At 65.9% G+C, this 14847-nt stretch carries 3 protein-coding genes; all 3 read left to right on the top strand.

Annotated features, from left to right (window positions below; all coding sequences use genetic code 11):
• Positions 1 to 25: 25 nt before the first annotated feature.
• The 3 genes from I2H31_RS10660 to I2H31_RS10650 all read left to right on the top strand — a co-directional run bounded on the left by I2H31_RS10660 (position 26) and on the right by I2H31_RS10650 (position 14795).
• Positions 26 to 1084: a hypothetical protein gene (locus tag I2H31_RS10660; RefSeq protein ID WP_196293015.1), complete on the top strand. Its 1059-nt coding sequence runs from the start codon at positions 26 to 28 to the stop codon at positions 1082 to 1084.
• Positions 1085 to 1281: 197 nt separating this feature from the next.
• Entirely contained in the window at positions 1282 to 6534 is a 5253-nt protein-coding gene (locus tag I2H31_RS10655; protein ID WP_196293014.1) for a beta strand repeat-containing protein, read from the top strand.
• A 227-nt stretch (positions 6535 to 6761) separates the two neighbouring features.
• A complete protein-coding gene (locus tag I2H31_RS10650; RefSeq protein WP_196293013.1) occupies positions 6762 to 14795 on the top strand; it encodes a T9SS type A sorting domain-containing protein in 8034 nt (2677 codons plus the stop codon).
• Positions 14796 to 14847: the final 52 nt, after the last annotated feature.

Below are 14847 nucleotides of genomic sequence, written 5' to 3'. Positions count from 1 at the left end.
CCCGTATCAGGGCTTTTGCCTGCGTATGTCGGATTTTCTGTTTGTGGCTTTGCGCATCGTGACTGGCTTGGGCGGCGTCATGCTCGTCGTCACCACGCTGTCGGCCGCCATTCGCTCGTTTGTGCTGCCGCGCAACGAGGTGGTGCGGCTGAACGTGTGGGTGTTCATGGGCATCCGCGTCGTGTTCGACTTCGCCGCGAAGCTGGCCAACTCTTACGAGCGGCGCGACCGCATTATGGCGCACTACGCGCCCGTGGCGCTGGTGGCGCTGCCCGTGGCCTGGGAGTTTCTGGTTGGGGTGGGCTACACCGGCCTGTACTGGGCGCTGGGTGAAGGCAGCTGGCTGCGTTGCTACGAACTGAGCAGCAGCTCCCTCACCACGCTGGGCACCACCGATACCCGCCACGTTTTCATCGCGGCCTTCACCTACTCCGAAGCGGCGCTGGGGCTGCTGCTGCTCACGCTGCTGCTCTCGTACCTGCCCACCATCTACCAGGCATTTGCGCGGCGCGAAACCACGGTGGCCCTGCTGGAGCTGCGCGCCGGCACCCCGCCCACCGCCGCCTGCCTGCTGGGCTGGCTCAACCACGACGGCTCGGTGCAGAACGACGACGCGCAGTGGGCGGCCTGGGAGCAGTGGTTTGTCGAGATTGAGGAAAGCCACACCTCGCTGCCCATTCTCTCGTTCTTCCGCTCGCCGCAGCCGGGGCGCTCCTGGGTCACGGCCGGCGGGCTGATTCTGGACGCGGCCGCCCTGCTGTTTGCCGCCGTGGATGGCCCGCGGCCCCGCCAGGCCGAAATCACCTTCAAGGCCGGCTGCCTGGCCCTGAACCGCGTGTACCGCTTTTTCAACACTAAAGCCGGCGCCGAGCCCAGCGCCCTGCTGCCCGACGAAGGCCCGGAAGACCCCGGCCGGGCCGACTTCGACGACGCCTGCCAGTTTCTGGCCGAACAGGGCCTGGCCCTGTGCCCCGACCGCGGCGCGGCGTTTGCGCAATACCGCGAGTTGCGCGGCCGCTACACGTCGGCCCTGCACTTTCTGGCCCGGCTGACCATGGCCCCCAACGCGAAGGCCGATATATAGCCCACGCCGGCGCGCGGGCTTCGGGCTTTCGTCATAAGCATTCGCCGGGCAATGATAGATGGTGGAAAACTTTGATTTGCGCTCATCAAAGTGTGACCTTTGAAATTCGGCCCGGTATGCCTGCGGCAGAAACTTGTTGGTGAAGGGCTTTTCAGTTCCTGGTCAGCGCTGCATTTCGTTTTCCTCATCTTTTTTCTATGCAACACTTTTTACGTTCTCTTTCACGGGTTTTTGGCAGTCGGCGCGCGTTCCGGCGGCCGCTGCTGGGCTTGCTGCTGGCGGCCCTGGTGCTGCTGCCGGCCGCGCGGGCCTGGGCCAACACCGGGGTTTTCGAAGGCTACGTGGTGCTCCATTTTGGCAACCCGGCCAACCAAACCTATTACCGCCTGAACCCGCAGACGGTGTCGCCCAACATCCCGTTCAACGGCACCAACCTGGGCACCCTGGCGCTGGCCACCAACGGCGGCGTGCTGAATTTCAGCGGGGGCCAGCTCAAGACCTTCAAAAACAGCACCTGCCCCGGCAACGGCACCAACGTGACGGGCAGCAAGATTAACTACGTGGTGTACCCTACCGGGGCCCGGCCCGCCACGCCCAGCTTCGCGCAGGTGACGCTGAACTACGACGGGGAGCTCAACAACCCCACCAACGGCGACCAGCAGTGGACCAACCAGGGCAACACCGCCAACGTGCTGACCGGCCTGGCCGCCGGCAACTACACCCTGGAGGTGTATGCCGAGTCCTACTACGATGGCTGCGGCTCGGGCACCAACTTCTTCAGCAACAACAGCTTCAACTACACGGCCACGTTCTCCGTCAGCAGCCTGTGCGGCTCGGTGTACACCATCGACAGTACGCTGCCGGCCTCGGCCACCAACTTTGTTTCCTTCTCCGCTGCCGCCACGGCCCTGAACAACTTTGGCGTGACCTGCGCCACCACCTTCGTGGTGAAGGACGGCACCACCTACACCGAGAAAATGGTGCTCAACGCCATTGCCGGCGCCAGTGCTACCAACCGCGTCACGTTCATCCGCTCGAATACCGGCAGCACGGCTCCGAAAATCATTGCGCCGGCGGGCCCTACCAGCACTACGGTTGACGCCATTGTGGCCTTGAACGGCACCGATTTCGTGACCTTCGACGGCATTGACCTAAACGACCCCGCCTCGAACGGCACGCAGGCATTGCAGATGGAAATGGGGTACGCCCTGTTCCGGACGGGTGCGGGCGCCACCGCCGACGGGTGCCAGAACAACATCATCCGCAACTGCAATATTGTGTTGCAGAAACCGAAAGCCATCGCCAACAACACCACGGGCATTTACGGGGCCAACTCAACGAACGCCAGCCTGACCGCCGTAGCGGCGACCGGGGCCACTGTGGCGGCCCAGAACTCCGGCAACGCGTTCACCAACAACACCATTGAGAACTGCAACCAGGGCATTTCGCTGCTGGGGCTGGTTGACGCCGCGCCTTACGCCAATTACGACCAGGACAACAACATCGGCGGCAGCACTGCCGGCACGCCCGGCGTGGGCGGCACGGGTTCCGGCAACCTGCTTCGCAACCTCAACGCGTTTGCGGGGGGCCAGGACGTGGCGGGCATTCGGGGAAGCTACCAGAACAACCTGACCGTGAAGTATAACACGGTGGACAACGCGGCTGGCGGCAGCCCCGCCATTCGGTTGTTGCGCGGCATTAGTTTTGATAACGGGACCGCAGGCATTATCACCGCGAGCAACAATACCCTGACGCTGAACAACTCCGGCTCGAATACCGAAATTCGGGGCATTCAGGCTTCCGCCAATGGGCTGACGCTCACCACGAGCAACAACACGTTCACCATAGAAGCCACCCTGAGTTCTTCGGCCCCGGTGCAGTGCTTTCTGATTGATGGGTCGCTGAATACCTGGACGGCCAACGCCAACACCTGGGATAACTCGAACAAGACCCTTGCCACCTCCGGCAGCGCGTATTTCGCGAACGTCGCCGCTTCGACGCCCACGGCCACCATCACGTTCACCAACAACACGGTAACGAATGTGACCAAAGCCGCCGGCGCCACTTTTTATGGGTATAGCAACACGGGCAACGCGCCGGCTACCACCCCGATTGTGCACACCATTACCGGCAACACCGTTAGCAACATCACGCTCACGGGAGCCACGGTATTCTATGGCATCAGGCAGGTAGTGGGCGTGCTGAACGGCCCCCAGGGCATCATCAACGGCAACACCATTACCAATATCACCGGCGGCACCAGCTCGCTTTTCGGCATCAACTTCAACTACGGGGATACGAGCGGCGCCACCGCCAACATTTCCACCGTGAACGGCAACACCATTTATGGCCTGACAGGCACGGTGGCCAGCAGCACCGGCACAGGGATTTACGGCATCTTCGTGGGTGCTGCCTTAGGCGCCAGCCAAAACGCGAAGTACGTCAGCATCAATTCGAACAACATCGGCACGCTGGCCAGCCCCCTGAACAACGCAGGGCCCAGCCCGGTGGCGGGCGTTGCGCTCAACGCCAGTTCCTCGCTGGAAGCCACCGTAGCAACCAATAATATTCTGGGTCTGTCAAGCTCCAGCTCGGGCAACACGGTGGTTTACGGGGTTTTGATTCAGGGCGGCTCGGCTGTTACGGTTGACCAAAACACCATTACCGGGCTTCGCGGCGGCAGCGCCTCCACCGGGCAGCTGTTCGGCATCCGCTTCAATAGTGGCACTACCCTCACGGCCTCGCGCAACACCATTGCCAGCCTTAGCCACGGCAATGGCACCACGGGCAGCGTAAGCGGCATCAGTGTGACCGATGGCACGACGGTGAACGTGGCGCGCAACAGCGTTTACGACCTCAGCACCAGTGCTTCCGGGTCTACTCTCAGCGGCATTAGTCTTTCGGCTTTATCTGCTGCCGTTTTCAATGTCAGCAACAACCGCATTGCCGACCTGCGGGCGCCGGCGGCCACCAGCAGCACTGGCGTTACCGGCCTGGGCCTGAACGCTACTGCCACGTACAACATTTACTACAACTCGATTCGCCTCACGGCCAGCAGCACGGCGGGCGCTTTCGGCAGCACAGGCATTGCGTACCCAGCAAGCGGATTGGTTGATTTGCGCAACAACATCGTCATCAACAAATCGGTGGCCGGCGCCACGGGCAGCACCGTGGCGCTGCGCCGGGCTTCGGGCACGGCCGGCACCGTGCCAGCCACCACCAACCTGGCCGGCACCACCAACAACAACATCTACTTCGTGAGCGGCACCAACGCTTACGTGTACGGCGAAAGCGCCGCGGCCACCCCCACCAACGCGCAGGCTACCGTGGGCGCCTACAAAACCTTTATCCAGGCCGGCGGGGCCAACACCCGCGAGTCGAACTCGCAGGCCGAGGACGTAGAATTTGTGAGCACCGACGGCACCAGCGCCGACTTTCTGCGGGTGAAAGCCGTGCCCGCTTCGGGCCTGGGCACCCGCGTGGAAAGCGGCGGCGTGGCCATCGGCGGCCTCACCGACGACTTTGAAACCAATAACGTGCGCACCGGCTACCCGCTGGCCGGCCAAGCCAACGGTGGCGGCACCGGCCCCGACATCGGCGCCGACGAAGGCGACTTCGCGCCGCCCTCCTTCGACGTCAGCCTCACGGCCCTGACGGCCCCGCTCACCACCCAAACCTGCTTCAGCGCCACCCAAACGGTGACCGTGACCCTGAAAAACGAGGCTGCCACCGACATTTATTTCGGCGCCAACCCCGTGACCCTGACCGGAACCGTGACCGGGCCAAACGGCACCACGACCCTCGCGCCGGTGGTGGTGAGCACGGGCACCTTGGCACCCAACGCCACCCGGGCGGTGAGCTTCGTGACGACGGCGGACCTGACCGCGCCGGGCACTTACACCATCAGCCTCACGGCCGCGGCCACCCGCGACACCAACCCGGCCAACAACACGCTGGCCCCGGTCATCATCACCGTGAGTGGCACCACCACCTACACCGGCGCAGCCCCCGGCGACGCCACCAACTGGTTTAACGCCGCCAACTGGACCAACTGCGTACCCACCAGCCTGCTGGATGCCGTGATTCCGGCCGGCCTCGGGGCCAACTACCCCAGCATTGCGGCGGGCAGCGCCAGGGTGCGCACCCTCACCCTGGCCAGCGGTGCCCGCCTCGCCCAAAGCGGCGGCACTCTGAGCATCTACGGCGACCTGGTCAGCAGCACGCCCGCCGCCAACCTGAGTTTGACGGGAGGCATGGTGAGCTTCCGCGGCGCGGCGCCCAGCAGCACCGGCGTGGCCGCTTTCTACGGCCTCACGGTGAACCTGAGCAGCGCCACCGCCACCCTCACGCTGGCCAACGACCTGACGGTGAACAATACCCTGACCATGACCCAGGGCGTGCTCAGCACCGGCGCCAACACCCTCACCCTGCCCACTACCGCCGCCCTCTCGCCGGCCGAAACCGACCTGAGCTACGTGTTGGGCCGGGTGGCCGTGCCCGGCCGCGACCTGAGCACCGCCACCGCCGAAACCTTCGGCAACATCGGCCTGACGCTGACGCCTGATGCGGCTTCCGCTGCTTTCCCCGGTCTGACCACGGTGGTGCGCACCACGGGCGCCGTCCTCACGGGCGTGGGCGCCAGCGTGAGCATCAAGCGCAACTTCGACATTCAGCCCACCACCAACGCGGGCCTGAGCGTGGCCATGGATTTTGCCTACCTCGACCACGAGCTCAACGGCATTCCGGCCGCCAACCTGGCCTTGTTCAAGTCGGTGAGCGGCCCGGCCGGCCCCTGGGCCAACCAGCGCCCCATCACCGCGGCCGGCAACGTGATAAGCAAAACCGGCATCACCGATTTCTCCATCTGGACGCTGGGCAACGAGCTTGCCCCCCTGCCCGTGGAGCTCACCGCTTTCGAAGCCACCCGCCAGGGCGACCGCGCGGCCCTGACCTGGACCACCGCCACCGAGCGCCACAATCGCGGCTTCGGGGTGCAGGTGAGCACCGACGGCCGCACCTTCCGGGAGTTGGCCTTCGTGGCCGGCGCGGGGTCGAGCAGCACCGCGCACCGCTACGCTTACCTCGACGACGAAGCCGGCAAAGCCGGCCGCCGCTACTACCGCCTGCGCCAGCAGGACCAGGACGGCACCACCACCTACTCGGCCGTGCGCGAGCTGGAATTTGCTGGGGCCGCGGCGGCACTCAGCGCGGCGCCCGTGCCGTTTGGGGCCGCGCTCACTTTCACGGTGCGGGCCCGCACCGCCCAGCCGGCCACGGCGCTCACCTTCACCGACGCCACGGGCCGGGTGGTGCGCGCGCTGCGCCTAGACGTGCCGGCCGGCACCAGCCAGCTGCCCGTGACCGACCTGGCGGCCCTGCCCGCGGGCTTGTACCTGGTGCAGGCCGTGCTGGATGGCCAGCTGGTGCGCATCAAGGTTATTAAGGAGTAGCCGGCCGCGTGCTACGTTAGTAAAAAGGCCTCCGATGCACTGTCGGAGGCCTTTTTTAAGGTTTTGAGTATTCCTTTATATGAAGTTCTTCGCTTCATATAACTGAAACACCTTGAAATAATGACTAATTTACGCCGCTATTCTCTGCTGAGATAGTTGGTTCTCACTACTATTTGCCCTCTTTTTTCATTTTTCCTACTTTTTCCCCCACTCTTTTTCAACCCTTTATGCACACACCCTTACTTGCTAACCGGCTGAGCCGGTGGCTGGTCGTGACGCTTCTGGCGCTGCTGAGCACTTCGGCGGCCTGGGCGCAAAGCACAGCCAACTATGCCTTCACCACGAGCAGCACCGGCTCGTTGGTGGATATGTCGACGGGCACGACCAACGCATTGGCCACCGGCGTTTACCGCGACGACGACGCTTCGACGGTGCAACCCATCGGGTTCACGTTCGGCTTCATGGGCACGGCCTACACCCAATTCAGCGTGAACTCCAACGGGCAGCTGCGCCTGGGCGCCACCGTCATTTCGGGCACCAACGCAACGCCGGCTTCGGGCGCGGCCATTCTGGGCGCGTTCGGGGGCGACAACGCCATGCAGGCTGCGGGCCGCGTGGTGTATAAAGTGGTGCCCGGCACCAACCGCACCCTGGTGGTGGAATGGACGGGCTTGCGCATCCCCTACGCGGGCGACCCGGCTGCGGGCACCCCCACGCAGGTGCAGGTGGTGCTCGAAGAAAACACCGGCAGGATTGAGTACCGCTACGGCACCGCCTACAACAACAGCACGAGCGTAACGCGCGCCATCTTCATCTCGTCCGGCACCAGCGCCAGCCAGATTGGCGTGGTGAAAACCTTCAACACGACGCCGACCTACGACGCCACGGTGACGTCGGCCACGACCACTTCGCTGGCCGACAACGCCGCAATTGGGGTGTTGAACTCGGCAGCTGACGGCTCGCGCACGGTGTTCGCGTTCACGCCGCCCTCGGGCACGCCCGTGGCTCCGGCCGTGGCCGCCACCACCGTGGGGCAAACCAACGCCACCCTGACCATCACGGACAACTCGACGAACGAGGGCTACTTTGTCATTTCCCGCTCCACGGATAACGTCACCTTCGCTGCGGTGGGCACCCTCCTCACCACGGGCAGCGCGGCCACGGGCGGCGCGCTCACCTTTTCGCAAACCGGCCTGACGCCGGGCACGGCCTACTACTACCGCGTGACGGCCAACAACGAAGCGGCCGGCGTGTCGGGCCCCGCCAACGTTACCGCTACGACGCTGCCGGCCGTGCCGGTTTGCGGCACCAAAACCGTGGGCCCCGGCGCCGACTACGCGACGCTGACTGCTGCTTTCACGGCCCTCAACGTCAACGGCCTGTGCGGGCCGCTGGTGCTGGAGCTGCAAAGCGGCTACGTGAGCAGCACCGAAACTTTCCCGATAATCTACAACTACACGGGCGCCACGGCCACCAACACCGTGACGGTGCGGCCGGCGGCCGGCGCCACGGGCCTGAGCATTACGGGTACGGGCGCCACGGCGGTGATGAGCATCGCCGGGGGCAAATACCTCATTATTGACGGCCGCCCCGGCGGCTCGGGCGCCACGGTGAGCGGCGCGGCCGCGGCCACCGACCTGACCATCAGCAGCACGAGCACCAGCGGCATCCCGCTGCAGTTCACCAGCGACGCCACCTTCAACACGGTGCAGCACGTGCAAATCAAAGGCGTGGGCACCAGCGACTCGGGTTCGCCCGACGTGAACTTCACCGGCACGGTGACCACCACCGGCAACAGCGACAACACGGTGCAGTACTGCAACATCGGCGACGGCGCCACCACGCCCGTGACGCTGATTTACGGCGGCAACGCGCTGAACGCCCGCAACAGCATTTTGAACAACAACCTGTTCAACAACTACAGCACGGCCAGCACCTACGGCATCTACCTCAACCAAACCGGTGCGGGCTGGATTATCAGCGGCAACAGCTTTTACCAGACGGCCAGCCGCGCCAGCGTGAGTGGCACGATGTACGGCATTTTTATCAACGCCAACAACGGCCACACCGTGTCGGGTAACTTCCTGGGCGGCTCGGCCCCGAGCCTGGGCGGCACGCCGCTCACCACCACCGGCACGTCGGCTTACCGCTACGCGGGCATTTACCTGGCCACCACCACCGGCACGGCCACCAGCGTGCAGGGAAACAGCGTGGGCAACATCGCCTGGACGAGCAGTAGCACCGCCAGCACTACCTACGGCATCCTGTCGGGCATTTACGTGAGCAGCGGTGACGTGAACATCGGCACCACCGCCGGCAACACCATCGGCGGGGCCGCGGCCCCCATTACGGTGACCGGTACCTCCACCGGCGGCTACGCCTTCGGCATCTCGTCGGCTTCGTCGGGCGCCATCACTATTTCCGGCAACACCATCAGCAACATCACCGGCGCGGGCACCGCCACGGTGGCCGTGAACGTGGCCGGCATTCTGTCGTCGACGGGCTCGCCCACCATCAGCCGCAACAAAATCTACAACCTGGCCGGCGGCAGCGCCGCAGCCGGCACGGTGGCCACTCTCAGCACGGGCATCTGGCTGACGGGCGGCACCACGACCACCGTGACGAACAACCTGATTGGGGACCTGCGCGCGGCGACGTCGACCAGCCTGCTGGGCGTCACCGGCCTGCTGGTGAGCGGCGGCACCACCGTCAACGCCTACTACAACACCATCAACCTGGCCGCCACCAGCACCGGCGCCACGTTCGGCTCGTCGGGCATCTACCTGAACTCGACCAGCGCCGTGCTGGACCTACGCAACAACATTGTGGTGAACAAAAGCACGGCCGTGGGCACAGGCGGCTACACCGTGGCCCTGCGCCGCGTGAGCGGCACCGCGGGCACGGCCCCGGCCAACCTGGCCGCCACCACCAACAACAACCTCTACTACGCCGGCACGCCGTCGGCCACGAACCTGATTTACGTGGAAGGCACCACCACGGCCACCAACGCCCAGCAAACGCTGGCCGCCTACAAAGCCTTCCTGGTGAACCGCGAGCAATTGGCGGTGACGGAAGATGTGGCCTTCTTGAGCACGACGGGCACGGCGGCCACCTTCCTGCACATCAACCCCACCACGCCCACCCAGGTAGAAAGCAGCGCGCAGGCCGTGAGCGGCATCACCGTCGACTTTGACGGCGACGTGCGCAACGCCAGCACGCCCGATATCGGCGCCGACGAAGGCACCTTCACCCCGCTTGACCTGACCGGCCCGGCCATTTCGTTTACGGCCCTCAACAGCACCGCCAGCACGGCCAACCGGACCCTGGCCGTGACCATCACCGACTTCAGCGGCGTTTCGACCACCACGCCGCCGCGCTTGTTCTACCGCAAAGGCACCACCGGCGCTTTCACGTCGGCCCTGGCCACGGCCGTGAGCGGCAGCACTTACACGTTCACGTTCGACTACTCCGCCCTGGGCGGGGTGGCCGCCAACGACGTCATTCAGTACTACGTGGCCGCGCAGGACGTGCCCGGCAACACGTCGACCAGCCCGGTCGGCGGCACCTTCACCACCACCCCCGCCACGGTGAATCAATTCACCATCTTGAGCGCGCTGAGCGGGGTGTACTACGTGGGCACCAGCACCTCGCCCGACCCCACCCGCACGTACGCCACCCTCACGGCGGCGGCCAATGCGTATAGCAGCAGCGGCATGAGCGGCGCGGTGACCTTCCTGCTCCTCGACAACGCCTACTCGACGGCAACGGGCGAAACCTTCCCCGTCATTTTCTTCAACAACCCCGATGCCAGCGCCACCAACACGCTGCTCATCAAGCCCAACGCGGGGGCTACCCCGGTAGTGACAGCGGCGGGCAGCGTGCTGGCCCTGGCCAGCACCCGCTACGTGACCATCGACGGCTCGAACACGGCGGGCGGCACCACGCGCAACCTGACGCTGACCAACACGACGCTCACGGCCAGCACCTACGGGCTGGGCCTGCTTACGCAAAGCGGCCTGGCGCAGTCCAACCTGTTTGCCACGGTTCGCAACGTGAACGTGGTGGGCGGCGGCGTTACGGCCAACGCCACCATCGGCATCGCGCTGGGCGGCGCCGACAACGACAACGTGACGCTGCAAAACAACAGCGTGCAGGGCGTGACGACCGGCATTCAGGCGTTTGGCAGCACCAACACGTCGGTGGGCGGCCTCGACAACCTGGTTATTACGGGCAACGTGGTGGGACCGGCCACGGCCACGACCGGTGCCAACATCAACCAGTACGGCATTGTGGTGGCCAGCGCCCTGAGCCCCGTGGTGAGCCGCAACGAGGTGCAAAACATCGTGAACCCCACGGCCACGTTCGCTTCGAACATGACCGGCATCCTGCTCCAGGACGTGCAAACGGCTAGCGTGACCCGCAACTCGGTGCACAACCTGGCCTACACGGGCACGAGCACGGCGAAGCTCTACGGCATCTCGACTCAGCTGTCGACCAGCACCTTCAACACGGCAGCCAACGCCTCGGTCAACCGCTTCGACAACAACCTGGTGTACGCCCTGAACTCGACGGCCACCAGCGCTTCGTGGAACACCAGCGGCATCAACAACAACGGCGGCTACGGCGACCAGTACTACTACAACGCGGTGTACCTGACCGGGCAGCTGAGCAACGGCACGGCCGGCTCGGCGGCCTTCAGCAACGGCAACGGCATCACCAGCACGGCCGCAGCCAACATCGATGTGCGGAATAACATTTTCAGCATCATCGGCGGCACGGGCCTGGCGACTACGCCCCTCTACGCGCACTACACCACGCTGGCCAACTACACGGGCAGCACCCTGAACTACAACGACCTGTACGTGACGGTGGGCGCCACCGGCGTGGCCCGCATCGGCCGCGTCAACAGCGCCGACGCCACCACGCTGGCCGATTGGCGCACGGCCACCGGCCAGGAAGCCAACTCGCTGAGCCTCGACCCGCAATTCGTGCAAACCACCGCGGTGCCCTACGATTTGACGCCCGCCAACGTGGCCCTCAACAACATGGGTACGCCCATTACCGGCGTCACGGTGGACTACACCGGCGCCACGCGCGGCACGGTGCCCGACATCGGTGCCTATGAATTCACGCCCCTCACCAACGACCTGGCCCCGGCGGCCTTGGTGGCTCCGGCCACAACCAGCACCTGCTACGGCACGGCCGAGCCGGTGAGCGTGAGCATTCGCAACGCGGGCACGGCTTCGTTGAACTTCGCCACCAGCCCCGCCACCATCAGCGTGGTGGTGACGCTGCCCGGCGGCACCACCACGGCTCCCCTCACGGCCACGGTGAACACCGGCACGCTGGCCGCTGGCGCTACCCAGACCGTGGTGCTGCCCGGCACGCTCAACATGAGCACCGTGGGTACCTACTCGTTTGCCATCACGGCCACGGTGGCCGGCGACGGCAACACCGCCAACGACGTGCTGACGCCGGCGCCCACCCGCACGGTGCTGGCTCCGGTGGCCGGCACGCTGGCTCCGGCTGCTTCGAACATCTGCGTGAGCGGCACGGCCACGCTCACCCTGACGGGAGCCGCCAACGGCAGCATCCAGTACCAGCGCAGCCCGGACAACGTGACGTTCACGGACATTGCCGGCGCCACCAGCGCCGCGTACACCACGCCGGTGCTCACCAGCACCACGTATTTCCGCGCCCAGGTGCGCTGCAACACGGGCACGGCCACTTCCAACGTGAGCACCATCACGGTGAATAACCCGACGGTGGCTTCGACCAACACGCCGGTTAGCATTTGCGCGGGCAACACGGCCACGCTCACGGCTGCGGCTTCGGCCGGGGCTTCGGTGCGCTTCTTCAGCGCCGCCACCGGCGGCACGGCCCTGGCCACCCCCACGGCCGGCAGCTACACCACGCCGGCGCTCACGGCCAGCACGACCTACTATGCCGAGGCCTACACGGGAGGAACCGAGGCCACCGGCATGCCGGCGCCCAACGCGACCGACGGCAGTACCATCTTCACCCAGTCGGGGGTATTGTTCACGGTGGCGGCCAGTTCCGCTACGCTGGTTTCCACCACCATCTATCCGGTGGGCACGGGCACGATAAACATTGCGCTCTACGACAATACCGGGACGCAGGTAACGATAGGCGGCGTACCGCAGGAAACGGGCAACGTGAACGTAACCGGCACGGGGGTGAGCACCCCGGTGGTGGTGCCGCTGAACTTCGCCAACATTCCGAACGGCACCAACTACCGCCTGCTGGTGAAGGCCTACACCGGCATCGCGCTGATACGGGGCACGGCCAGCGCCGCCAACTACTCGACGCCCAGCGGCTCGGTAACGACGGTGAATGGCACCCTGACCCCGCCCAGCACGAGCACCTCTTACTACTTCTTCTACAACCTGCAGTTTAGCAACGAGTGCGTGGGCAGCGCTGCCCGCACGGCCATCCAGGTGAACGTGACGCAGCCGGCCACGGCCAGCTTCCCGGCCGCTACGGCCAGCACCTGCGGCACCTCGGCCTACACGCTGGCCGGCACGGTGGGCGGCTCGGCCACCACCGGCACCTACACCACCAGCGGCACGGGCACGTTCTCGCCCAACGCGACCACGCTGGGGGCCACCTACACGCCTTCGGCCGCTGACGTGGCCGCCGGCTCGGTGACCATCACGCTGACGTCGGCGGCTTCGGGCCCCTGCGCAGGCGCCACGGCCACGCTGGCCCTGGGCATCAGCCCCGCGCCGGTAGCCACGTTCAGCTACCCCACGGCCACGACCTATTGCGCTGGCAGCACCAGCACCGTGACGCCCACCCTGGGCACGGGCGCTACCGCCGGCACGTTCAGCTCGACCACGGGCCTGAGCATTGACCCGTTTAGCGGTATCATCAGCCTGGCTAACTCGACGGCCGGCACCTACACCGTGACGAACACCATCGCGGCTTCGGGCGCTTGCGCCGCGGCCACGGCCACCAGCACGGTCACCATCACACCGGCCACGTCGGCCACGTTCGCCTATGCGGGCGGCACGTTCTGCGTGAGCGGCACCAACCCCACGGCCACCGTGACGGGCACCACCGGCGGCGTATTCAGCTCGACCACCGGCCTGAGCCTGAACGCCAGCACCGGCGCCATCAACCTGAGCGCTTCGACGCCCGGCACCTACACCGTGACCTACACGGTGGCCGGCGCCTGCGGCAGCAGCAGCACCCAGTCGGTGACCATCACCACGGCGCCGTTGGCCACGTTCAGCTACGGCACCAGCCCCACCTACTGCGTGAGCGGCACCACCAACCCGGCCCCCAGCTTCGGCGCGGGTGCCAGCGGCGGCGTGTTTAGTTCGACCACGGGCCTGACCATCAACGCCACCACCGGCGTGATTACACTCAGCTCGTCGACGCCCGGCACGTACACTGTGACCAACACCATCGCGGCCAGCGGCGGCTGCGCGGCGGCTACGGCCACGGCTCAGGTGACCATCACGGCGGCCCCGGTGGCCACGTTCAGCTACGCCAACGCCAATGCTTGCGCCGGCTCGGCCACGCTGCTCACGCCCACGCTGGGCACGGGTGCCACGGCGGGTACGTTCAGCTCGACCGCGGGCCTGACCATCAACGCCACGACGGGCGCGGTGAACCCGGCTACCTCGACGGCTGGCACGTACACCGTGACCAACACGGTAGCCGCCGCCAGCGGCTGCGCGGCGGCCACGAGCACCGCGACGGTGACCATCAACGCGCTGCCCGCTACGCCGACGTATACCTACACCTACCCCACGCGTAGCACAGTGCTCTTCACCAGCAGCGCAGCGCCGGCTGGCACCACCTACCAGTGGTACCTGACCACGGGCACGACCACCACGGCTATTGCTGGGGCCACGGGCCAGACGTACACGGCCGACGGCGCCACGGCGCCGGGTGCCTACACGGTGCGGTTCATCAACTCGACCACGGGTTGCCAGTCGGCGCCATCGACGGCGCTCCCGGTGACGGCCACGGCCCAGCCGCTGGCTGGCTCGTCACTGACCTTGTTCCCGAACCCCACCGCCGATGGCAAGGTGACCCTGCAGCTCACCGGCTACGCCAAAGCCGTGCAGCTGACGGTTATCGACGCGCTGGGCCGTGTGGTGCTGACGCAGAAAGTGGCCGCCGGTCAGACGCAAGCCCAGCTGGACCTGTCGGGTTCGGCCTCGGGCGTGTACCTGCTGCGCGCCACCACCGAAGGCGGCACCGACCTGCGCCGCATCGTGCGCGAATAGCGTTTCGCAGCTTCATTGAAAAGCCCCGCTGGCAGTGCCGGCGGGGCTTTTT

The sequence above is a fragment of the Hymenobacter ruricola genome, assembly GCF_015694525.1.
Taxonomy (GTDB): Bacteria; Bacteroidota; Bacteroidia; order Cytophagales; family Hymenobacteraceae; genus Hymenobacter; species Hymenobacter ruricola.
Note: the sequence above shows the minus strand (reverse complement) of the source record. Positions and strands in the feature narration are given on the sequence as shown.